Origin of the sequence: Paenibacillus sp. O199 (assembly GCF_001636635.1) — a bacterium.
GTDB lineage: Bacteria > Bacillota > Bacilli > Paenibacillales > Paenibacillaceae > Paenibacillus > Paenibacillus marchantiae.
In genome coordinates this window covers 82,817-105,481 of the sequence record NZ_LGRP01000011.1, presented here as the reverse complement: position 1 = coordinate 105,481, position 22,665 = coordinate 82,817, and the positions used below count along the sequence as shown (strand labels likewise).

21 protein-coding genes are annotated in these 22,665 nt (G+C 41.3%); 14 read left to right on the top strand and 7 right to left on the bottom strand.

Annotated features, from left to right (window positions below; all coding sequences use genetic code 11):
* Window positions 1-104 precede the first annotated feature (104 nt).
* Together A6049_RS18070 and A6049_RS18065 are read right to left on the bottom strand one after the other, a co-directional pair.
* Window positions 105-1,874, bottom strand: a complete 1,770-nt coding sequence (locus A6049_RS18070) for a glycoside hydrolase family 13 protein (protein ID WP_063566009.1) — start codon at window positions 1,872-1,874, stop codon at window positions 105-107.
* Between the two features lie 255 nt (window positions 1,875-2,129).
* Complete coding sequence (locus A6049_RS18065; protein ID WP_063566008.1) at window positions 2,130-2,708, bottom strand: hypothetical protein; 579 nt, start codon at window positions 2,706-2,708, stop codon at window positions 2,130-2,132.
* Window positions 2,709-3,094: 386 nt separating this feature from the next.
* Here A6049_RS18065 and A6049_RS34425 point away from each other — a divergent pair, with 386 nt between their 5' ends.
* The 3 genes from A6049_RS34425 to A6049_RS18050 all read left to right on the top strand — a co-directional run bounded on the left by A6049_RS34425 (window position 3,095) and on the right by A6049_RS18050 (window position 8,382).
* Window positions 3,095-5,179: a pectate lyase family protein gene (locus tag A6049_RS34425; RefSeq protein WP_063566007.1), complete on the top strand. Its 2,085-nt coding sequence runs from the start codon at window positions 3,095-3,097 to the stop codon at window positions 5,177-5,179.
* Window positions 5,180-5,469: 290 nt separating this feature from the next.
* Window positions 5,470-6,480: a restriction endonuclease gene (locus A6049_RS18055; RefSeq protein WP_063566006.1), complete on the top strand. Its 1,011-nt coding sequence runs from the start codon at window positions 5,470-5,472 to the stop codon at window positions 6,478-6,480.
* A gap of 36 nt (window positions 6,481-6,516) precedes the next feature.
* The gene (locus A6049_RS18050; protein WP_063566005.1) at window positions 6,517-8,382 is read left to right on the top strand and encodes an SLOG domain-containing protein; all 1,866 of its coding nucleotides are present in this window, start codon (window positions 6,517-6,519) and stop codon (window positions 8,380-8,382) included.
* Between the two features lie 33 nt (window positions 8,383-8,415).
* Here the strand turns inward: A6049_RS18050 and A6049_RS18045 are convergent, their stop codons facing one another.
* Together A6049_RS18045 and A6049_RS18040 are read right to left on the bottom strand one after the other, a co-directional pair.
* Window positions 8,416-8,961, bottom strand: a complete 546-nt coding sequence (locus A6049_RS18045; RefSeq protein WP_063566004.1) for a TIR domain-containing protein — start codon at window positions 8,959-8,961, stop codon at window positions 8,416-8,418.
* 15 nt (window positions 8,962-8,976) lie between these two features.
* On the bottom strand, window positions 8,977-10,374 hold the full coding sequence (locus tag A6049_RS18040; RefSeq protein ID WP_063566003.1) for a hypothetical protein: 1,398 nt from the start codon (window positions 10,372-10,374) through the stop codon (window positions 8,977-8,979).
* Window positions 10,375-10,718: 344 nt separating this feature from the next.
* Between A6049_RS18040 and A6049_RS18035 the strand changes: the two genes are divergently transcribed.
* Complete coding sequence (locus A6049_RS18035) at window positions 10,719-14,198, top strand: glycoside hydrolase family 2 TIM barrel-domain containing protein (RefSeq protein ID WP_063566002.1); 3,480 nt, start codon at window positions 10,719-10,721, stop codon at window positions 14,196-14,198.
* A gap of 122 nt (window positions 14,199-14,320) precedes the next feature.
* Here A6049_RS18035 and A6049_RS18030 read toward each other — a convergent pair whose 3' ends face one another.
* Complete coding sequence (locus A6049_RS18030; RefSeq protein WP_063566001.1) at window positions 14,321-15,889, bottom strand: stalk domain-containing protein; 1,569 nt, start codon at window positions 15,887-15,889, stop codon at window positions 14,321-14,323.
* Between the two features lie 199 nt (window positions 15,890-16,088).
* On the opposite strand from A6049_RS18030, the gene A6049_RS18025 reads away from it, so the two are divergent.
* On the top strand, window positions 16,089-16,559 hold the full coding sequence (locus A6049_RS18025) for a DUF4362 domain-containing protein (protein WP_063566000.1): 471 nt from the start codon (window positions 16,089-16,091) through the stop codon (window positions 16,557-16,559).
* Window positions 16,560-16,686: 127 nt separating this feature from the next.
* Here the strand turns inward: A6049_RS18025 and A6049_RS18020 are convergent, their stop codons facing one another.
* Window positions 16,687-17,073 (bottom strand): VOC family protein, encoded by a 387-nt coding sequence (locus tag A6049_RS18020; RefSeq protein ID WP_063565999.1) that lies wholly within the window; start codon window positions 17,071-17,073, stop codon window positions 16,687-16,689.
* 59 nt (window positions 17,074-17,132) lie between these two features.
* Entirely contained in the window at window positions 17,133-17,267 is a 135-nt protein-coding gene (locus tag A6049_RS34420; RefSeq protein WP_256716861.1) for a hypothetical protein, read from the bottom strand.
* Between the two features lie 224 nt (window positions 17,268-17,491).
* Between A6049_RS34420 and A6049_RS18015 the strand changes: the two genes are divergently transcribed.
* The 9 genes from A6049_RS18015 (at window position 17,492) to A6049_RS17970 (ending at window position 22,623) form a co-directional block, all read left to right on the top strand.
* Complete coding sequence (locus A6049_RS18015; RefSeq protein ID WP_063565998.1) at window positions 17,492-18,631, top strand: WXG100 family type VII secretion target; 1,140 nt, start codon at window positions 17,492-17,494, stop codon at window positions 18,629-18,631.
* Between the two features lie 18 nt (window positions 18,632-18,649).
* Entirely contained in the window at window positions 18,650-18,895 is a 246-nt protein-coding gene (locus tag A6049_RS18010) for a hypothetical protein (protein WP_063565997.1), read from the top strand.
* 490 nt (window positions 18,896-19,385) lie between these two features.
* Window positions 19,386-19,667, top strand: coding sequence for an EndoU domain-containing protein (locus tag A6049_RS18005; protein WP_063565996.1), 282 nt, complete (start codon window positions 19,386-19,388; stop codon window positions 19,665-19,667).
* A 49-nt stretch (window positions 19,668-19,716) separates the two neighbouring features.
* Window positions 19,717-20,157, top strand: coding sequence for a hypothetical protein (locus tag A6049_RS18000; protein WP_063566064.1), 441 nt, complete (start codon window positions 19,717-19,719; stop codon window positions 20,155-20,157).
* A gap of 474 nt (window positions 20,158-20,631) precedes the next feature.
* Window positions 20,632-20,784 (top strand): hypothetical protein, encoded by a 153-nt coding sequence (locus tag A6049_RS34130; RefSeq protein WP_240321482.1) that lies wholly within the window; start codon window positions 20,632-20,634, stop codon window positions 20,782-20,784.
* A gap of 95 nt (window positions 20,785-20,879) precedes the next feature.
* Complete coding sequence (locus tag A6049_RS33315; protein WP_063565994.1) at window positions 20,880-21,086, top strand: hypothetical protein; 207 nt, start codon at window positions 20,880-20,882, stop codon at window positions 21,084-21,086.
* Window positions 21,065-21,361 (top strand): hypothetical protein, encoded by a 297-nt coding sequence (locus A6049_RS17980; RefSeq protein WP_063565993.1) that lies wholly within the window; start codon window positions 21,065-21,067, stop codon window positions 21,359-21,361. The genes A6049_RS33315 and A6049_RS17980 overlap by 22 nt, the downstream gene beginning before the upstream one ends.
* 65 nt (window positions 21,362-21,426) lie before the next feature.
* Window positions 21,427-21,900: a hypothetical protein gene (locus A6049_RS17975; protein ID WP_063565992.1), complete on the top strand. Its 474-nt coding sequence runs from the start codon at window positions 21,427-21,429 to the stop codon at window positions 21,898-21,900.
* A gap of 123 nt (window positions 21,901-22,023) precedes the next feature.
* Window positions 22,024-22,623 (top strand): hypothetical protein, encoded by a 600-nt coding sequence (locus A6049_RS17970; protein WP_063565991.1) that lies wholly within the window; start codon window positions 22,024-22,026, stop codon window positions 22,621-22,623.
* Window positions 22,624-22,665: the final 42 nt, after the last annotated feature.

The window sequence follows — 22,665 nt, the reverse complement described above, 5'->3', positions numbered from 1 at the left end:
CGCACCGATGGTTCCCCTTTTTTCACTTTGAGAGTTAAACATACACAGTATTCTTGCGAATGATCTGGGATAGCATCGAGAAGGGCTGTTCATTAATGTAATTGTTATGCCTTAACGTGTGATTTGACATCCAACTGCAACAGGGAGAAACCGTACGCTTCCAAGTCCAGCTTCAGCTTGTTCTGCTGAGTTTCCCTTGCTGTGGCTGAGAATACATTACGCCAAGTTCCTTGGTGTATTGGCAACTCCATACTGCGCGTTTCTTCACTTGCATTCAGGACAAGCACGAATTGTTCCCCGGTCTCCTGATCCTTGCGTCCAATGGCAATGCACGGGTCTCCGGCTTCCGCGTAAATCATGGTGATGTCCGCACTGCGCAATGCAGCGTGTTGTTTACGCAGGGCAATGGCTTGGGTGAAGAAATCGAGCAGATCCTTGTTCTGCTTCTGTTCGTCCCACTCCATACATTTGCGACAACCTGGATCATAGCCACCATCCAGCCCTACCTCGTCACCATAGTAAATACAAGGAGCACCTGGGTACGTAAGCAGCAGAATGACAGCTAGCTTCATCTTGCGTACATCCCCTTCACATAGGGTGAGCAGTCTTGGCGTGTCATGACTGCCGAGCAGGTTGAAAGCTGCTTCGGTTACAGGCTGTGAATAAGCAGCAAGCAGTTTGCCAACCTCGTTGGCAAATCCGAGGCCGTCCAGCTTGCCAAGCACAGCGTAATCCATGACTGAATTCGTGAAAGGGTAGTTCATGACTGCATCAAATTGATCCCCCTGCAGCCACATAATGGAATCATGCCAGATTTCGCCGAGAAGATAGGCATCCGGGTTAAGTGATTTGACCGTTTGCCGGAATTCACGCCAGAATTGATGGTCTACCTCATTGGCAACATCCAGTCTCCAACCGTCGATACCCATATCCTGAATCCAGTAACGGGCCACCTCCAGCAAATATTCCTTAACCTCGGGATGCTCCGTGTTCAGTTTAGGCATAAGGGGTTCAAAGGCAAAGGTATCATATGTGGGGATACCTTCTTCGATACGTGCCGGCCATTCTCTGACATGGAACCAGTCCGCATAACGGGAAGCAGCCCCTTTTTCAAGCACATCCGCGAATGGAAGGAACTCTCTGCCTGAATGGTTAAACACTGCGTCCAGAACTACCCGTATGCCGCGTTCATGGCATGCATCCACAAGTTCCTTCAATTTCTCATTGGTGCCAAAGTGCGGATCGACCCTCATATAGTCTGCGGTATTGTACTTATGGTTGGTTGTAGCCTGGAACACCGGGCAGAAATAAATGGCGTTAATGCCAAGTGCGCTCAGATGATCGAGGTGGTCCAGAACACCTTGCAAGTCACCTCCGAAAAAATTGACAGGCGTCGGTTCACCGCCCCAGGGTTCAGCATTCTTTGGACTGATCGACGGATCACCATTGGCAAAACGTTCAGGGAAGATCTGATAGAATACAGCATCCTTAACCCAAGCAGGTGCCTCGAAGAAATCCACCGGATTCATAAATGGAAAATCGAAAAATTCCAACGGATGATCAGGCAGAGCCTGTTCGAATCCCCGTTCCGTCATCCAGACCGATTTCTCTCCCTCGATCAGTTGGAAGCCGTAGCGTAATCTGCGGTAGGGTGGTTGCGCTTCCACTTCCCAATAATCGAACAGGGCATCACGGGCAAAGATTCGCATCGGAAGGTGGAGAACCGTACGATCCCATGCATATTTATCCCCGATGATGGCGATAACAGCATCCAGGTCGCCCCGCTTGGAACGGAGCCTCAGGTGCATGGTGGAACGGTCATATACGTAGGACCAATTCATTTTGGGACGATGATAAATAGCTTCAAATAACATAGCATTCACTCCTTATCTGGGATGGATCATATGGCTATAAACGCAAAAAAGGCACAACCCCAATGTTCACGAGGTTGTACCTTTCGGCAGCATAGCCTTTTGATTATAGTGCTATTATACGAACTAAATTGGAAAAAGAAAACACTTTTTTTTCCTGGAATCTCAATATATCGAATTCGAAACGCAGGGTGCTTTTCGCTTCATATATGAGGTAAAGGTGACTTGAATTCACCGTTTAAATTTAGGTACTATTTTTTAAAACTCATACCCGAGTTTATTGGCATAGGCAGACAATTCTTTTTGGAACTTCTCGATATTTTTCTTGCCAGTATCAATTTTGGCGTTGGCTTGTTTCAGGACAGCGCTGTTTACCGTTGTTTTGGAGACCGCTTTTTTCGCGAGTTGGAATCCTTCCAACTGAGTATAGCTTCCTTTGATCAAGTTGGCATGAATTTTTTGCAGCTCCGTATTTTGTGGTTTAATCAATTTCAGCTTGGATACATATTTGGTGTAGTTAGGAATCGCTGTGTTGGTCAATTTGAGGAAAACGGACTTGCGATTGGAAGATGTAATGTAAAATCCCCCGCCCAAAGCATCGAAAGCTTTCTCCTCATATACGGATGCGCTATCCAGTTGATCCATGTAGTTCAAGAAATCTGCTTCGTCGGCTGTAAGTTCCGGCTCTTCTTCTGTTGTGTCAACTTCGGAGTATGCGTCTTCCGAATATGTAGTAGTTGAGTCATCCGCAGCAGCGGCATAGGACCCTGCAGGTGCAAATACCCCGCCAAGCAAAACAAAACTCATAATGATGGATAGTACCCATGATTTCTTCACGTTCTAATTTCCCCTATCTATATATGTGATATTATTCCAATGGATAATCTAACATAGCGCGGCAAGAAATTACAGGAATCGATTGACAGTAAATTGGTTGTTTTATATTGTTTCATGCATTTTCATATTGGTACACCATCATAGAAAGCTGTAATGACGGGGGTGATTAAGTAGGTATAAAGAGATATCTCGATGTTTAAACGTGTACATTTGTTCGGGAAAAATGAGGCATCTGGTTCTTTCAGAATATTTTCAGAAAGGATATATATGAAAAATCATAATGAATTTTGGGTTTATTTATTAATACTTTAAACCTATTTCCGTTTATAACGGTACGCCCGATAAATAGCATTGGAGTTGATTCATACATATTGGAGGAATAATTCATGAGTAGAAACAAACGATTTACCAAAATGATAATCCTGGCGTTAAGCATAAGTCTTGTGCTCTCGCTTGGGCTAATTCATCCCGTTCAAGCGGGTGGATGGACGCAGGATTCCTTTGAGAATGGGGATGCCCAATGGACGTCCACGAGTGGCAGTTGGTCTGTCGTTCAGGATCAGGGAAACGCAGTATATTATCAATCGGGCAAGAGCGAGGGCAGAAGTTCGGCGGGAGATGCGGAGTGGAGTAACTATGCCATTGCAGCGGATGTGAAAGTCGTCGATTTCAACGGATCGACTCGCACGTATGTAGCAGGCCGATATGCGGATGCCAACAATTATTATGCAGCGTCCTTGTACAACAGCAGTGGCGGGAAACTTGAAATTCGGAAAAAAGTGAATGGTTCTACCACAACGCTCGCCACAAAATCCGATTATAAGCTGGATGTGGATAGATGGTATAACGTCAAACTTGAAATGAACGGTTCATCCATTAACATGTACGTGAATGGTGTACTGGAGCTGTCTGCTACAGATACCGACATGACCAAGGGGAGTGCAGGGTTGGTGACCTTGAAGTCTCTTGTCATGTACGATAATGTGAATATCTCGAATATCGGAGATCCAACACCAGTCACACCACCGACCGATCCAACAACGGAACCATCCACGGGTACACCAAGCGATCCGTCAACAGAAACACCACCGACCGATCCTGGAACTGAACCTACGGAGCCAGATCAGACAACAGAATGGGCTGCGTATAATTTGACTGGTTTTGCCGCAGCGAATACGACCGGTGGTGGTATCATCTCGGATACTGATTTACGTTATATGCGGGTATATACCGCCAGTGATCTGGCTCTGGCCTTGAAGAAAGGCTCCAAAACCAAAGTAATTGAGATCATGAATGATCTGGATCTGGGATGGAACGAGCTTCCTGCGGCAGCTCAGGCTGCTCCTTTTAGCGCACATAATAATGCGCTGACACATCCTGTTCTGATGAAGACAGGGGTTAGCAGAGTGAGCATTGATAACTTCGATGGCCTGACCATTTTCTCGGCTAATGGAGCAACAATCAAGCATGCAGCGTTCACGTTCAAACGGAGCAACAACGTAATTATTCGCAACCTGGCATTCGATGAACTTTGGGAGTGGGATGAGGCTACCAAGGGCAATTATGATAAAAACGATTGGGACTACATTACCGTTGAGAATAGCAGCAACGTCTGGATTGATCATGCCACATTCCACAAAGCATACGATGGACTTGTTGATGTGAAAAAGGGCAGTACAGGCGTCACTATTTCCTGGTCATCCTTTGTAGGGGACGATCAAGGCCCTAATAGCTGGGTCACCCAGCAGATCAATGCACTGGAAGCCAATAAATCGGCCTACCCGATGTATGCCTATCTGAGAAGCAATGCTGTCGGTATGAGTAAGGAGCAAATCATCGCAGTGGCGGCGAGCCAGAAGAAGGGACATCTAATTGGTGCTACTGAGTTCGCAAGTGACAATGCTGATCTGGAAGTCACCCTACACCACAATTACTACAAGGATATCCAGGATCGTATGCCACGCCTGCGTGGAGGGAATGTGCATGCATACAATATCGTCATGGACAATGCCTCTACCTGGGATTTGAAGAAAAACATCACGTCCAGTATGTCTAAAGCCATCTCGGCCAAAGGGTATCATTTTGGGATTACCAGCAATGGTGCAATTTCTACGGAAAGTGGTGCGGTGCTGTTAGAGAATTCGGTCATCATTGGCGTGCAATATCCGCTGCGCAATAACCAGGCCGATGAGTCGAAAAGTAATTACACGGGGAAGATTGCAGCGATAGATACGATCTATTCACTGGATGGAAGCATCTTTAGAGGCAACAGCGACGATGCCAAAAGTCCACTTTCACCAGTACCGGCATCCTTGAAGCCGTTCTCCTGGAATGGATTAACTGCGCTGCCATACAGCTACATGGCAGAAGATCCTGCCGGACTTCAGGCTAGACTGAAGTCTACACCCGGCGCAGGGGCAGGACAACTGTCTTGGACTCCAGCCCAGTGGCTGGCAACGAGTTATAATTAAGTTCACCAATTAAAATAGTAACAGACCAGGGGCTGCCTTGAAGTAGATTTTTCTACGGATGAGGCAGTTCTTTTCTAATACTTTCTTGATCAGAAATGATTTGTTTTATTGCTGCATCTCTAGGAATAGGCTCGTTATTATAATAAATAAAGAGGCATCTAATATACTTAATTTTTGTGAAAATCCGGAACAAATTGTTCAAACTTAATAAAGTATATTACATGCAGGGAACTTCAAATATTTGTCGAAATCTCTCATTAGGAGAAATACTATTTTTTGGGGGGATCTACATGAGCAAAAAGAGCTGGTTTATTAGAGCCGGTGAGAGTGCATATTTGTTTGATGAGTTTAAAACTAAACAAATGATTGCTATTGGATGGAATAAAGTGGGATCTTTGAAACAGTCAAAGAATCTAAATGACATAAAATCACAACTGCGTAATGAGTATCCTGATTATAAGGATGGGAAAATAAATATTACTGCAGGGCAGTTATACAGATTCGCCCATGAGATGCGGGAGGATGATCATGTAGTCACTTATAATCCTGAAAAAAGGGAATATCTTATTGGTGTCATTGTCTCAGAATATAAATTTAGCGAAGGAATCATTTCAGACAAGTATCATTGTCGTCAAGTTTTATGGCAGAGCAACGTTCATCGGGATGTTTTATCTGCGAATACGCGAAATTCCTTAGGTTCAATAATGACACTTTTTGCACTTCAAGTCGAAACAATCAATGAATTAAAACAAGTCTCAAATCAGAAAGAAGATAATATTACTTTTCAACATACAGACGAAGATACAGATAAAGAACAAGCAGAACTAGATACGATAAAAGATGACGTCATTGAAAAAGCCCATGAGTTTATAAAAGATAAATTTAACGATTTAGACTGGGAAGAAATGCAGAGTCTTGTGGCAGGAATACTCAGAGGGATGGGTTACAAAACAAGAATCTCTCCAAAAGGTCCTGATCGGGGGAGGGATATTATTGCATCTCCAGACGGTTTAGGACTACAACAGCCTCGAATAATGGTGGAAGTAAAACATAGAAAAGGTTCAATGGGTTCCAATGAAGTTCGGAGTTTTGTTGGGGGCATGAGACCTGGAGACCAAGGGGTCTATGTATCAACTGGTGGCTTCACTCGCGAGGCGAAGTACGAGGCAGAACGTTCTAATATTCCTGTAACTTTGGTAGATGCTGATTTGTTGGTGGAATTGATTAATCAACACTACGATGCTTTTGATTCAGAAGCTAAGTCACTTTTGCCGCTTAAGAAGATTTATTGGCCGCTATAAATCCAATACTTTATTAACTATCAAGGAGAAAAGAATATGACAGTATTTTTTTTACATCCCACGATTACTACAGGTCAACATTTGCAAGATAGTATTCTATTCAAAGAATGCCTGAAAGAGTTAACAGAACATATTAATACTGCCCCTATAAAAACAGTGAGTTCTCTATCTTCTACTAAATTGTACCCGGAAGATGCAATCGTTTTCTTTAACAATCAGGATAGAATTTATGATAAGCAGGTAGAAAACTTTTTCAAAGAAGCATTGGAAGTAAAGTGTCAGGTTATATCTATAGCTACTTCTAAAGAAACACGTTACCCTCCCTATATTTTCGAAAAAAAACAGGCATTTGATTTCCTTGAGAATCTCAGAAATCGTTCATTAACAGAAGATAATATACCGACGTTGGCCCTATCATTAGCAAGAAAAATCATTACCAAACTACAACCTACACTAACTAAAGAGCGAATGGCTTTATTTATAAGTCACCGAAGAAAAGATGGAGAAAACATTGCTGCGAGGATCTGTCAACAATTGAAGAAGGGAGCAGAGGTTGAAAGTTTTCGAGATCTTATTGATATAAGTGTTGGAGAGAATGCACAAGAAGTCATTGAAAAACGTTTACTTGAATCGGATGCGGTAATTTTTATCGATACACCTGATGCGTCGGAGTCTTGTTGGATTCAGAAAGAAATTAAGATTGCGTTATCCATAAATATTCCAATTGTTTGGATTCGTGTTGGTAGTGAATTGAACAGAGGGAATTTTGATATCTTACCGTATGATACTCCTCATTTTGTGTATGAACAAATGGATCCTTTAAATGGTGAGTTCACTCCAGAAGAAATTGAAGCATTTATCCATAGAGCTTTTAGTTTGTCTCGTGATCATGCTATAACAGTATTTGATCATTACAATGAACTTAAGTCAATTGCTAAAATAAATAATATACATATAGAAGAGATTGATCGTAGAAATATGTTTATGCGTATCCGAATACCTAGAATGGCATCTAGATATGTTCAAAAACCGATAACGCATCTTGTTCAGTTGTATGGAAGAAGACCTGAGACTAGAGACATAGAGAACATTAAACAACTTATAAAAACAACCGAGGACCCTGCAATAGGTGCTTTTTATGATTCCTCCTTACTAGTGGCTCCGATATTAGGATACGAAACAGCAACAGTGCTTGAAAATGAGGATAGTTTTGTGGATTCTTTCGATGAGTTTTTAAATTATATTGAAAGTTGCAATACAATAGGGACTAGAGAAAACATGAATAAATTCATGGTGATCTCAGGTGCCTTCCCTGATTGCGAGCCGGAATATCAACAACATTTGCTAACAGCGCTCCATGCAATTGTTCAAACATTACTGAGTAATGGAATCGGGATTATTTTTGGAGGACATCCTACGTTTAGACATATTATTTTTAGTATTGCAGAGAGACAGAGAATTGCGGATCCTAAAACTATGGTTAAACTATATCAATCAAGATGGTTTGTCTCTAAACAAATGGAAGAGGAATTCAGTAAACAATCTACCCTTCATATTATAGAGGCTGAAAATGACCAAAACACAAGTTTATCTAGAATGAGGAAAGAGATGATAACAGATTCAAAAGCTGTAGGGATGATTGTATTGGGCGGGAAAACTACGAAGAATAATCCGGAGCCAGGTATAGATGAGGAAATTAGTATCGCCCAAGAAGTAAATTTACCAGTATTTCTTATCGGTTCAGTGGGAGGGAGAGGTTCCCAAATAGCTTCAGAATATAAAAAAACAGATTGGAATAGAAGTAACAACGAGCTATCTAATGCGGAAAATGAGAAATTACTTGTTAGTTTAGATTTTCGTGTGCTTACTAAGATGATAATAAATCATTTGAAAATAAAGTAAAAAAACACCCTTAAAGGATGTTTTCTACTATTTTTATATTGATGTTGTAGTTTCTTTCAATCTCTGTTCTAATTGGTCTGCAATTTGTTTTGGGCTCAGGGCCCTTGCATCTAAGTATGCAATGCTGTCTGTAATACCAGGGACAACAGTATCATCCAATATAATTGGAATGATACTGTTGTCCTGTTTTAAAAAGTTGCGTACCTGTATGCTTTGAAATTCGTGAAGAGTCCATTTCTTTTTCATATAATATTCCGAGATTACAATAACACAATAGCGAGATTTGTTGAAATAGACTTCAGCTAAATGTGAATATAAGTTTTTTCCAATAAGTTGACTAGACTGGTCCAGATCATAGAAAACTTTAATATCAGCTTTCTCTAATAATTTAAAGAGCATCTCTACAAATGATCTATCTTCACCAGCAAAAGATAATCCAATATCAAATTGAAAATGGTCAGACAGATTATTAGACTGTTGATGCGGAGATGAAAAGTTTTCAATTTTTGATATAGTTCCAGCTATATTAGTTGCATGGACTTTCCCGCCTGAAATAACGACACCACTATTATTTTTCATTTTAGTGTTCCTCCTCTAACTACTACTTACTGCTTCTTTGAAAATGTGATTGATTTTCCCCATTTTACCGGCCACATTATGTGCATTCATCGTGCCACCCGTCATCATAACACCATTGTTTATAATAGTTTCTTGGCGAGCTTTAAATTCACTTGTATCTACATTAACTTCATCTAAGTACTGAATAATACTTTGAAATAAACGCTGTTCAATCTTTTTACGATACATTTCAACATCAGACTTTTGAAAGAAGTTTTGTAAGTCATTCGCAGATGCCATTTCCCTTATACTCTTTTCAGCGCCATAATTGAAAAGCTGATTTTCTTTAATTTGGTTTTTCACATCTTTAGATTTTGAAGAGATATACAAATTTATCAGCCACGTAACTATATTAGCAGGTGATTTAACTAAAGAAATGAAAGCAGGGATAATTGATTTAAACAAGGATTGGAAAATGAAAGTAACTGGTATCTGTTTGTTTTGTTTATCGATTTCGTAAAAATCTTTTTTTAGTGGATTTAGAAGATAATTTTGGACTTCTAAATAAAGATTTTGCTCTGAACAACTAATTCTATAAAAAGTTGTAAATATAAAATTGCTCTCCCAGCCTGCAACTTGTACAGACTTATAAAAACGAATATGGTCATCCTGCATGGCCTCAAAATCCTGTAAATGGATAGCATCTACTTTATTTTTTGGTGAACTCATTTCGTTCTCCAAAAAACGTTTGTCATTACGGATTCTACTTCCATCAACATAAAGTCCATTGTGTAGTTTCATTGATGATAGGTTTAAGTCTGTCATTTTACTATCTATGTATGTGTATAAATCTGTGCTTTTTAAATGGATGTATTCATCCCCATCAGTATCTCTAAGTTTTGTTTCAGCTGAGAAGGACCAGCCAGAAATACGGTTGCCTGATCCAACAAAAGGAGAGTAATCTGCGTAATATATAACGTTACTTTCCTTGACTTGTTCCAGTTCTTGTATTCGTTTTAACAAGGAAGGACTTAGATTGGAATAACTTGCATTTTCATTATTGAAATTATCTTTGGAAAATTTGTTTTTTACCAGCCACATGGAGTAAATCCTTTGAAATACTTGAAGAGAATACGAAAAAAATAATGGCCAAAATAACATAGATATAATTCCGTAAAAAATCCCAAATAGTCCGAAGCGCTCAATAGATGATAGAAAGCACCATAGGATAGATACCGAGAGTATTCCGTCGTAAATTAAATCTCTGGATCTTGCCTGCAAACTATGAGAGGCGATCTTTGTTAAATCTACTCCAAAACAAGGCGGAGTAAATTTATAATTGTTATAAACAATTTGATTCAATAACTCCTTCCTAAACTTTCTGTCTAATTCTGCTGCTGCACATAAATATCGTGTCAGTCCTTTTTCTTCCATGTAAACATTGATACCTCCAATAAACTATTTTGTGATAAAAGAACTATTATAATAATGATACAAAAGTAATATATTGTCAATTTGTTATGAGATAGAAGAACTGTTTTTTATATAATTTGATCTTATTATTTTAAGATTAATGACACCTAAATAATAAATTCCAGCAAAAATTGCGAGATAATATTCGATATAAATTCTCTGAGAAGTGATGTACAGAGGCGGTCAGATGGTATAATTGGGTGAAGTGTTATTGTCTCACCAAGTTATTTTCGAAAAGGTTTTCGGGAATGGTCTGTTTTTGTTTGTAACCGCAATCATAATACACACAGAAAGTGAGAGCTGAGATGAATCAGAAAAAGATTTTTACGGATGGATGGCAATTTGCGAAAAGTAAGCTGGAGGTTACGGAGCCTGCGGGGTTAACGTTTGAACCGGTTGAGCTTCCTCATGATTGGCTGATCTATAATACGCTTGAACTGTATGAGGACAGCATCGGATGGTATCGCAAGACATTCCCATATACGAAGGATGAGCAGCAGCTTCTGCTTTGCTTTGACGGGGTGTATATGGATTCTTCCGTATATGTGAACGGTCAGCTTGTTGGAGAATGGAAGTACGGTTATTCGGCTTTTGAGCATGAGATCACGAGTGCTTTGGTGGAAGGTGACAACGAAATTGTAGTCAAAGTTGTGCATCAGAGTCCCAACAGCAGATGGTATTCCGGGGCCGGAATTTACCGCAATGTGTGGCTCAAAACGAGAGATCGGAATCATATCGTCACAGACGGTACCTATGTTTCGATTCAGCAGCAGCCAGAAGGCTGGCAGGTTGAGGTGGATACGGAGCTGAGTCTCAATCAGAACGCACAACTTGTGCACACGATTTGGTATCAGGGTAATCAGATCGTATCCAGCAAAGCGGACGTTATAGCTACAGCGGGTAAAGACACCGGACATGGAGAGATACAATCGAACAGCCAACAGCTGACGGTCGATCTTCCGAAGTTATGGAGCCCGGATGAACCGAATCTGTATGATCTGGTAACGGAACTGCAAGTAGCTACAGGTGAGCAGGGCTATGAGACGATCGAGACCGCCACACAGCGGATTGGTTTCAGGGATATCAAGTTGGATGCAAACGAAGGATTCCACCTGAATGGGGTCAAGATGAAGCTGAACGGCGTGTGTGAACACCATGATCTTGGGGCGCTGGGGGCTGCTTTTAACCTAACGGCGCTGCGCAGAAGATTTGTGCTGTTGAAGGAAATGGGCGTTAACGCTATCCGGACCGCTCATAACATGCCTGCCAAAGAGTTCATGGAACTTGCGGATGAGATGGGTATGCTGATCGTTTCGGAAGCGTTCGATATGTGGGAGAGAGCCAAGACCCCTTACGACTATGCGAGATTTTTCCCGGAATGGGCACATACTGATGTGAAGAGCTGGGTGAAGCGTGACCGTAACCATGCAAGTCTGATTATGTGGAGTATCGGTAACGAGATTTACGACACTCATGCGGATGAGCGGGGGCAGGAAGTAACCCGCATGCTGATGGATTATGTATTGGAATTTGATCCAAAAGGGAATGCAGGCGTGACCATTGGTTCGAACTACATGCCATGGGAAAACGCACAAAAATGTGCAGACATCGTGAAGCTCGCAGGTTATAACTACGCGGAAAAATACTACGACAAACATCACGAAGAACATCCGGACTGGATTATCTATGGTAGTGAAACGTCGTCTGTGGTGCAGAGCCGTGGGATCTATCACTTCCCGTTCGAGCAATCCATACTGGCAGATGATGATGAGCAGTGTTCGGCTTTGGGTAACAGTACAACAAGCTGGGGCGCAAAGTCAGCAGAATATTGCATTTTGGCGGAACGAGATACGCCGTATTCCTTGGGGCAGTTCCTGTGGACGGGATTCGATTATATTGGAGAGCCGACACCGTATCATACGAAGAATTCGTATTTTGGACAGCTGGATACAGCAACGTTCCCGAAAGATTCCTACTATATCTACCAAGCAGCCTGGACGGATTACAAGAAAAGTCCGATGGTTCACCTGTTCCCTTACTGGGATTTCAGTCCTGGTCAGCTGATCGATGTACGCGTGTGCAGTAATGCGCCGAAGATTGAATTGCAGCTGAATGGCAAGACATTCGGCACGTATGATATCGACCATGCAAAGGGAACCCAGTTGGCAGGCTGGTGGAAAGTGCCATATGAAGAAGGCGAGCTCAAAGCCATCGCTTATGATGAACACGGCAACGTTATTGCAACGGATGTGCAAAGATCCTATACAGATGCGAAGAAGATTCGTCTGCAAGCCGATCGGGAGCAGCTGCAAGCGGACGGTACGGATCTTATTTTCGTGGAAATTCAAGTGGAAGATGAAGCTGGTAATCCCGTGCAAAATGCAAACAACCGTGTGCAGGTCCAAGTGACAGGTGCAGGTCGTCTATTGGGTCTGGATAATGGAGATAGCACGGACTATGATCCATACAAAGGTCTCAGCAGAAGGCTGTTCAGCGGCAAGCTGATGGCAATCATCGGGGCAACGAACGAATCGGGAACGGTACGGATCGAGGTGACCTCGGAAGGATTGGAAAGTGCAGCTGCCGAGTTCGAATCACGAGCTGTTGCAGGCGCAGGAGATCGTACCTTAGGTGATTTCGGGGCCGCTGCAGGTCAGAAGCAAACCGTACTCTTGAGTAATACGGAACGTCCGGTTCTGACGGGACGCGCGCAGGAGATTCCTTTGCGGAAAATCGAGATTATCAGCGAAGGTGGACAGCTATTCGATCCATCGAAAAAGCAGATGACGGTGAGCGCCAAGCTGTATCCGGAGAACACATCCTATCGGGATATTGAGTGGGCAGTTGTGAACGACGCAGGTATCGAATCCAACATTGCCAAGGTCGAAGCCAACGGTCTGGAAGTCATCGTATCCGCTCTGGGCGATGGGGAATTCCGTCTTCGTGCGACGAGCAGTAACGGTACCGATAAAACGAAACTGATTTCTCAACTGGAGTTCAAAGCAACAGGTCTGGGTACGGCTTACAAAGATCCATACGGCTTTATTACTGGCGGGCTGTACGATTACACCAAAGGGGATGTCGGTAACGGCAATGAACGAGGGGTAGCGACAAGCCGGGACGGGGAGACGCATGTGGGCTTCCGCAATATCGACTTCGGGCCGTACGGCTCCGATACCATTACGATTCCAATCTTTGCGTTGTCCAGTGAAGAGTACTTCATTCAGATCTGGGAAGGTATGCCGGATGAAGAGGGAAGCACACTGCTGGCAGATGTGGTATATGACAAAGAATCCAGATGGAATGTGTATCAGGAAGAGACGTATCATCTGTCCAAGCGGCTGAGCGGGATTACGTCGATCTGTTTTGTACTGAAGCAGAAGATTCATATCAAAGGCTTCTCATTCGAGCGCCAAAGCAGGGCATTTGAACAGAATACGGCTGCATCATGCGATCATCTCTACGGGGATACGTTCAAGATCGAGGGTGATCATGTTGAGGGGATCGGAAACAATGTGTCGTTGGAGTTTGAAAATATGGACTTCACGGCAGAAGGCACGTCCAAGCTTGTGATCTATGGACGTTCAACAATCGATAAAAACACGATTCATATCCGCTTTGCAGGTGAGGACGGACAGAGCAATCAGCTGGTCGAATTCACACAGTCCGATGGATATGAGGAGCGAGTGTTTGAGCTTGAGCAGGTTAAAGGTGTGCAAAAGGTAACCTTTATTTTCTTGCCGGGTAGTCAGTTTGACTTTGGCTGGTTCCGGTTCGAGAAATAGGACGCCAGATATAGTAGTTCAGGGATAGAGATGATTTATATCAATCCACTTCAAGTAAACGGTATTTGTTAAGAACAAGACGTTTACCTGAAGAGGATTTTTTTGTATGTTAAACGATTCGTTTAGCTTCCTGAATCTTTCTTATCAGCATCGTCAATGGTCAGCATCACTTTCTCTGAATCCCAGGACACGTTCAATCCCAAACCACGCAATACCTCAAAAGGAACTGTAGTTGCTCCCGAGTAGTTATTTATGGGTTCAGGTATCTGCACGACTCGCTCCCCAGAGGAATCGGCGGAGGTTATAACATACTTTGTCTCGTTAGGTCGGATTGTGATTGTCCGATTGTCATAATTCAACGTATAGTGGTTCGGGCTACCTTCCACCTGATGAATCTCAAATTTTGCTCCAAGTGCTGTTGCGATGGCTTTGATGGGCAGTTGCACGGTCTTAGGCGTTTCAACAGCGGCATACATTGACTGGAACAGCTCACCGTTCAGATATACATCTGTGCCAATCTTGGCTTGAACGGGTTTGTAGACCATTCCTCCAGATGACGTTGCAGGTGCACCCGCTTCCTCGTATTTATCACTTCCCCAGCCCCAGACGGTTCCATCCGAGGATAAGGCAAGACTATGGTAATATCCTGCTGAAATATCGGTAATACCGGATAAATGGTTTACTTTTCCTTCTTTACCGTTCACGCTCCTTCCGTAGCTGTACACCTCACCGGATGTCGTAAGTAATAACATATATTGCGTATTTCCATCCATCTTCTTCACCTTGAAGTTGTAATGAAAGGCGAATGCTTTCCCTGTCTCGTCCACACCCCAGACTTTCCCGTTCTTATCCAGTGCAAGCAGGGACGTATCTGTTCTAGTGATCGAAGATATGTTGGTCAGACCTTTTATCTTGGTAGGTTTGGACAGGACTTTATCGGGTTCTTCGGGCTCGTTCCACGTCCATACGGAGCCATCTTTCTTCAAAGCATAACCGTGCAGACCTGCGGAACCAACCTGGATGACATCTTTCAGTCCGCTAATTGCATGCGGTTTACGTACGAGATCAGAATCGCTTCCTTGAGCGGTAGGGCGCTGCCATGACCAGACTGTCCCGTTCTGGAGAAGGGCGACAGTGAAAAAACCTGTGACCACATCCTTCGCAAAGTTGATGCTTTCGACTTTGCTTGGTAGTTTGCCAGCACCCCACTCCCAGACCGTTCCATCTGCCTGAACGGCTGCGTTGATTCCACCACCGGCGGCTGAAATAGCTATTACATTAGATAGTTCCGGTACGCGGATGGGACTAAATGTATGACGATATCGAATGTTCTCGCTCACACCCAGCTCTCCCAACAGATTGCGGCCCCAGGTCCAGACCGAACCATCACTTCTCAAGGCGACTGTGTAATAATAAGCTCCTTCTACAGCGGTATAGTGAAGTTTCTTCTCTGTGTTTGCTGCATTCGATTGAACAAAAGTGTTACTGGCGGAATGCTGTACGTTAGGGGCTGCATGAGTAGTTGGCTCAGCTGTCAGCTCCATCAACAAGCTTGATGCAACTAATGCGGCAGCCATTGCAATGGCGAATCGTCGGGACGATTTACTTTTACTATTAGGTCTATGATTCAAGCGTGAAGTGGGACGTCGTTTTTCTTTTGCTATGTCATCGAATGGGTTAATCGAACGCATGTGTATCGCCTCTTTTTCAGATGAGATGGACGTAAATGATGCATTGCTATATAAACACTTTATGGTGGGTTGGAGTTACATACAAATGATAAAAAATCCTTTATATTGAAGATCCGTGCTGAGTGTGTTTACGTTATTTCTAACAGCACATAGGTAACATGTACAGAGAATTTAGCGTCTTAATTCATGAGGGGATTGGATGAAAAGAGTACTGCTCACGCTTTTGTTAGCGTTAATGATGTTAACAGCCTGTGAGGCAAATGATCCAACAGTGGATTCTCCAGTGGTTTTGAATTCATTTCCAGAAATTATTGAGCCCCATAATCCTGAGCAAGCGGAGCAAAGCGGGGATGTCGTTGTGCTTCTCGAAGGCATGCGGAACAAGGATAAGTGGAAAACATTTGTGAAGAATGTGAGGAACAAACAGCAGGATCAGGTTCGTGTGACGATGTTTACCATCGAAGGTAGGGCCATCATCTATGAGTTGATATACGATGGTAACTCCATTCAATCGACTTATGATAACTCAAGGGATGCCTATGGCTCCAAACAGGGGGTTACGACCAACATCTGCAAAGAGATCGGTACGATGAAGAGTGAGCAGGGACGTGTTTTTTACGTGTTAACCGGTTGTGAGAAGGAAGGCAGTACCTTTTCGATTCCCAAGTGATGAGAGCGATATTAACCGTAAATAGTTGAGCTAAGTAATTATTCATGATGTTAACCAAAAAAGATCCTGCGAAGCCGAGGCTTTTCAGGATCTTTTTGCTGCCATATGGAGAGCGAGAGCTGATGGTTTATGCATACAAAGCATTGGATAGTTCGATCAGATTACCGTCAGGATCACGTATATACACCGAACAGATTGGCCCCAGTGCACCTGTCCGCTTTACTGGTCCTTCTTCTATTTTGATGTTCTGGTGTGTTAAATGTGCAATGACTTCCTCCAACGGTGTGCTGACCAAAAAACAAAGATCTGCTGAACCCGGTGTGGGGATATGGGCTTTGGGTTCAAACTCTTTGCCACGTTCATGCAGATTGATTTTTTGCTGTCCAAACTGTAATGCTTTTCGGCCTTGGCCGAATTCGACTACCTGCATACCTAAAACATTCGTATAAAATGCAATCGTTGCTTCCAGATTTTCCACGGTTAACACGAGATGATCAAGTCGTTCTATTTCCATGGATAAGCCTCCTTTGAAATGGAATATTAGCTCCTGTGAGACGATATTAGTATTATACCTTAGAGATTGGTGTGGGTAATCGGTTTAGGCAACGCCGAGCCTTCGGATATTTTAGTGGAAAAGTAGAATATGAAGGGGAGAGCGAGCAAGATTAGACCGATGATCACGGCGACGATGATACTCTTTTTGTTCAATTTATAGCTCCTTTCGGAAAAATATATTCTAGCACAATGGGTATATAACCTATATATTAACCAATTGATCGAACATGCACGAATGCGCAATATATCTGCCTAAGGATCTTTACCAACTTCCAGTTAGACTATGTGAAAATGAATCCTCCGTTTGATTCCAATCTACTTTCTAACTTGTTAAAATTTAGGTATAACTACTACGGTCAGGTTGGCGGTGAAGATAGATGCAGCGTATTCAGGTACATCCCGATGTATTAGAGGAAAAAGCCCGATTAGTTCAGCAAAAGAAGCTGGAACTGGAGCGAATGGTACGGGAACTTGAAAAATCAATTTACCTGTTGCAGTCCGAATGGTCTGGTGTCACTGGAGAGCGGTTCTTCTGGGATTTTATGCAGGTGAAAGAAGTTTTTCCTGCTACACTGGGTCTTTTAGATAAAATTCAGAACGAATTTATTTTTATAGCGAAGAATTTCAGAACAGCCGATGGTTCGGGTGAGGTTGCTCTATATATACCTGAAGAACTGAAACGAAATTTCGGTGTTGGGTTGCTCGACAAGTCAGTTGGAGAGACCGTAACTGGAATTGGACAGACAGCAGAGGCGCTTTTCTACGATCCATTCGGTACGGTGACCAGTGTGGCTTATGCTATGACCTTGGGCAGAGTGGTCGATGTTGGGCGAGGTATTAAGTTTGCTTGGGATGCAGCCTGGGGAAACGGAACAGCCAGGTCTGATGTAGGTCAATTTGTGGATGAGCAGAAGAAACAGGTGGATGAGAGTGGGGCCGGGTACTATAGTGGTTCTGTGATGGGTCAGGTGTTGGCCTATGCATTTGTTGGCAAGGCGCTTCGTTCGGTGGAGAATAAGCATAGCGATCTGGGCGGATCGGGTGGGGGTAAGCTGCATACTAATGGAACTCCAAGTCCTACACATAACGCTAATGGAGATAGAATTGATAATGCTGAGGTTTCAAAAGTAAAAGAGCCTTCTTCAGTCTCTGAGTTTATGAGGCAGGAGGATTTAGCATTTGATATGTATGGGGCATTCAAAAAACTGAAAAATGATACAAGCGATATTGCTAGAAATACAGGGTGGAAGGAATCTGATATTCAACAAATTAAGGATCATTTATTTTTCGAAAAGCATAAATTTGATAGTGGAGAAATCAAGTCTTTTGACCCGAATTATCAGCAGGCTTTAGCTTGGGAGCGATTAATGAAAGGAAGCTATAATAAAAATGACATCTTATTACTCAATCATGAATTATTTGAATCCAATTATATAAAAAAATATGGAGTAACCTACGAAAAAGCACACTCTGAATCACAAAAACATTATAATTGGTCAGATAGCGTATATGAATAATATTAGGGAGGTAGAACATTGGCTACTTATGTTCTGTTAGTTAAAGAAGAAGAGACAAGGGATTTTGTAGTATATAAATTTGGCCCGGATGAAAATTCATTAGGGAAAATTAAGTTAAGTAAGTCGGATGGGGAATGTGAAGAAATCGAAAAGGTTCCGGGTTCAACCACAAATTTCTATTTCTTACGCGCAGCTTCAAAATTAATTAGAATCTTAAAAGAGAATGATGGTATTTTCCCAGATAGAACATCCTACGCCTCTTAAGGGTCTAAGTTCATTTACACTTCAAACAGCATGTTTTTACAATTTACCAACAATCGTGTACTCTAAAAAATCCAAACTTTTTGATTAGAGAAATTTAAAAGCTTATTCCAACTTTTTCGAAGGAGGAATAAGCCTTTTTTATAGAAAAGAGGAGTGTCCTGCCATTCATAGGCAATAAAGAGCGCTCTTTTTTTATATACAAACAACTAATGCATATAAAATGATATCACTTACATATCCACAACCATCCTAACTCTCGCGAGGTATATTCATGAACCAAGGCATATATGAACAGCTTATTAACACTATCACCAGACAGGAGATTTCGGCGCTGAACCCAGATTAGAGCAGATTCGAACGTGTAATGAGATTATTGCTACTCTGAAAGGCACGCTTGGGGAAGAAGAGTACAACGAATTGCAACTGGATGAGCAGGGGGAAGTACTGACCAATGTGTATTCCAAGTTGAACAGTATTCGTGTGGTCCGGGATGCCAGATAGTAACGGCAAAATTGTCGGGAAAGTTGATACACCTAATGAGTTTGGTGTCTATCAAGCCAATGTTGAAATTAATGGAGTACCAAAAGGACCCAAATCAACATTTTTTCCAAAGGAATGGACACCACAACAGGTAATTGATTCAGTAAATGAAGCTTTTAATAGTAAAGTAAATATAAAAAACAATAAATATATAGGGAAAACAAGCACAGGTATGGAAATAGAGCTTATTTTGAGAAATGATAAGATAATCTCAGCATACCCAATATACTGAATTGGAGGGTACATTAGTGAAGATAAAATATAATTATAAATTGAAATACATGGATGAATTTAATATGGTTGTAATGGATTTTGACGAGGAAAAATCACTTGAGTTCGCCACTATGATAAGTGATCCTTTAGGATCTGATATACCTTGGAGATTTGAAGATTTGAGAAAAGATATTGAGAATTATTTTGATTTATTAAGGGGGGGAATCCCCGAATATAGACATGGAGGAAATGCATCCAGCGTCATATCACATAAAGATTACACAATAATTGAAGATCCATTTTGTGATGAGGAAGAAGATGAAATTGAACCGATTTGTAAGTTAGAGACAGTTGAATTCGTAAAAATAATATTACTATGGGCTTACGAAACTTACAAATTTAAAAGTAAAAAGGGAGTGATTGCTTTAAAGGAGGCAGAAATGGTTACACAATGGGTTGAACAAAAGATGTTAGAAGTTGAGAGTATAGAAAATGAATCTATACAATAGCTGATATAAAGCTCATCCCTGATCATGGCCGACAAGCAGTGAAAAGTTGTATCATCTTATTATTGGGAGATTTAATTCATGGGGATATCATCTTTTATACTATTTAGACTTGGAAAGAGCATGACGACTTATCTTTTATCGAGTGCTGCTCGGAACATATGTAGAAAAGAGAAACTTTTCTTTGATAAGGATGAAGAAACTTACAATAGTGTAACCAGTCTTACATATGCTATGACAGTGGGCAAAATTGTGGACGTTAGGCCTGGGATAATTCGCAAATTTCGGAGGGAATTAAGGAATGTCTATTAGTGCTGTGATACATGAACCACAAAATGATTTTGAAAAGAGTTTTTTGTTCCAGTTGCAACAGAAACTTTTTTTAAGGATTGCTGGTCACCCGCAGTTGAAGTATTAGATTTAAAATGGATAGATCTCTTCTCAACTGGTGTTGATATAGAAGGGGAAGATGTGCCGATGATTATTGAGGAACTACTTCTGGTAAAGGATTGGGCTATAAAGAATTTAAAAGGTGAGCAAAGGGATAAAATAGTCGAAAGAATAGAGGGACTTCGAGAAAAGTTGCCACTTGCATTTCAAAGACAGGACGTAATTGTTTTTATAGGGTAGAGGATCTAAATTTTAGGAGTTGCAAAATCAACTTCGGAGACGGATTATGAGAGCGGGAAATCTAATCGAGAAGAATTGAAAGTGGGCTGTTTGAGATGAGTTCTGTCATTTTCCTAAAAAAGATAGAAAATTATGTTCCTGAAAAAGCCATTGAGGATTTTAAGAAAGCAGCGCAAAAAGCGAACATGTTTTGTATTTTAATAAAAGATAAATACCGTGATGATCTCTTCATATCTGCGAAGGGACACTATCAGAAGTTGATGAATTTACTTTTAAAAACATGGATAATAAGGACAACTTAAAGTACTTCACATTTAATGTTAATCAAGTAGAGGAAGACTCAATTGATAGTTTCACTTGGCTTACTCAAAGCGAAAATTATTTCTGGGCTTTTGATATTGAAAATATAAATCATGAGTACAAGTTTATCTTTAGATTTCTTGTAGAGTATTTTAAAGATAATGGCGAGGATTATTTATGGTTTGATGATGCCGAGTGGTATTACACAGCTGATGATATTTTAAAATTAAGTCAGATGCCGTATGATCCGAACTGGTGCAGTGAAAAGATTGTCTAGTTTTATACATTTGAAAATAACGAGGTTTTACTAGATATTAGACATAGTCGAGGAGTATTGAAATAATGGGAATGTCATCTTTTGTATTATTTAAACGTGGAGAAAGCACGTCAGCAAGTGATTTATTGAGTACTATAAATAATATATGTATAAAAGAGAAACTTTTATTTGATAATGATGAAGAAACTTACAATAGCGAAGGTACATTAAAATACACTCGACTATATATAAGCGACACAACTTTCAAGGGAAATTACGCAAGGACGCTTAGCTTTAGTGTATTTGATGAACCTTATGAATTTCAAACCGTTACTTATGACTGGGATGATACGCAAAATAAATATTTTAAAGCAGTAGTTTCTGATGACTTTGATGATAATGAGGATTTATTATTTAAATTCCTTTTTGCTTTTCTGAACGAATTCCCCGATGCAAGAGTATGGATTGAAGAAGATTGGTTTTACAATCTGGAAGATATGAAACAGATAAAGGCATCCTACAACAATGATTGGTGTTATATAGGTCCAAACAATATTTGAGTGAAACACATAAATAAGATTCAGGCACTTCTACCAGATCGTAAGTAGAGGTGCTATTTGCTGTTTTATCCAAACAAATAATTCCGTGGTATGATTATAAAAAATACGATAAGGAGTTGACGTATGAGGAAAATTTCTCTAATGGTCATTGCTTTGTTCATGGTAGCGATCGCGATCTTACCACTTTCCGCATCTGCTGCTTCGAAAGCAGACTTTCGCAATGTAAAGTGGGGCATGAACACTAAACAAATCAAGAAACTAGAAAAGGACAAACTGATTGATTCAGGAAGTGTTAACCATTTTTCATACCTTACATACAGTTCGTCGGTCTCCTCAACATCTGCAGAGTTATCTTACTTGTTCTACAAGAACAAACTGGTTCGTACTATCTACGAAGTGAAGGGTAACTCGCTTTCGACTTCTGGAGATAAAATGAACACATACTATGGCATCAAAGATGCCTTGGAAGACAAATACGGTAAACCTACCAATTCGACTGATAAATACATCATTGGTGCAGAGTCTAGTCTAACGAACAATGACGCATTGGACCTTAGTATGGGGAACATTATGTTTAAATCACGGTGGGTAATCAATAATAAGAGAACAGAAGTTGCACTTTATCTAGATCGATACCAAGGACAACCACGTTTGCGCATCTTGTACTCAGATCGAACAAATAACTTAGACATTGATAAGTTGATGTATTCAGATGGTTTGTAAGGCATAATACGATGATATTCAAAAAGGGGCGCTCCTGTCATA

Bases quoted from the DNA above. Each gene is read 5' to 3' on its own strand.
- A6049_RS18070 (WP_063566009.1), bottom strand. From the start codon at position 1,874: ATGTTATTTGAAGCTATTTATCATCGTCCCAAAATGAATTGGTCCTAC.
- A6049_RS34425 (WP_063566007.1), top strand. From the start codon at position 3,095: ATGAGTAGAAACAAACGATTTACCAAAATGATAATCCTGGCGTTAAGC.
- A6049_RS18055 (WP_063566006.1), top strand. From the start codon at position 5,470: ATGAGCAAAAAGAGCTGGTTTATTAGAGCCGGTGAGAGTGCATATTTG.
- A6049_RS18050 (WP_063566005.1), top strand. From the start codon at position 6,517: ATGACAGTATTTTTTTTACATCCCACGATTACTACAGGTCAACATTTG.
- A6049_RS18045 (WP_063566004.1), bottom strand. From the start codon at position 8,961: ATGAAAAATAATAGTGGTGTCGTTATTTCAGGCGGGAAAGTCCATGCA.
- A6049_RS18040 (WP_063566003.1), bottom strand. From the start codon at position 10,374: ATGGAAGAAAAAGGACTGACACGATATTTATGTGCAGCAGCAGAATTA.
- A6049_RS18035 (WP_063566002.1), top strand. From the start codon at position 10,719: ATGAATCAGAAAAAGATTTTTACGGATGGATGGCAATTTGCGAAAAGT.
- A6049_RS18030 (WP_063566001.1), bottom strand. From the start codon at position 15,889: ATGCGTTCGATTAACCCATTCGATGACATAGCAAAAGAAAAACGACGT.
- A6049_RS18025 (WP_063566000.1), top strand. From the start codon at position 16,089: ATGAAAAGAGTACTGCTCACGCTTTTGTTAGCGTTAATGATGTTAACA.
- A6049_RS18020 (WP_063565999.1), bottom strand. From the start codon at position 17,073: ATGGAAATAGAACGACTTGATCATCTCGTGTTAACCGTGGAAAATCTG.
- A6049_RS18015 (WP_063565998.1), top strand. From the start codon at position 17,492: ATGCAGCGTATTCAGGTACATCCCGATGTATTAGAGGAAAAAGCCCGA.
- A6049_RS18005 (WP_063565996.1), top strand. From the start codon at position 19,386: ATGCCAGATAGTAACGGCAAAATTGTCGGGAAAGTTGATACACCTAAT.
- A6049_RS18000 (WP_063566064.1), top strand. From the start codon at position 19,717: ATGGATGAATTTAATATGGTTGTAATGGATTTTGACGAGGAAAAATCA.
- A6049_RS34130 (WP_240321482.1), top strand. From the start codon at position 20,632: ATGATTATTGAGGAACTACTTCTGGTAAAGGATTGGGCTATAAAGAAT.
- A6049_RS33315 (WP_063565994.1), top strand. From the start codon at position 20,880: ATGAGTTCTGTCATTTTCCTAAAAAAGATAGAAAATTATGTTCCTGAA.
- A6049_RS17980 (WP_063565993.1), top strand. From the start codon at position 21,065: ATGGATAATAAGGACAACTTAAAGTACTTCACATTTAATGTTAATCAA.
- A6049_RS17975 (WP_063565992.1), top strand. From the start codon at position 21,427: ATGGGAATGTCATCTTTTGTATTATTTAAACGTGGAGAAAGCACGTCA.
- A6049_RS17970 (WP_063565991.1), top strand. From the start codon at position 22,024: ATGAGGAAAATTTCTCTAATGGTCATTGCTTTGTTCATGGTAGCGATC.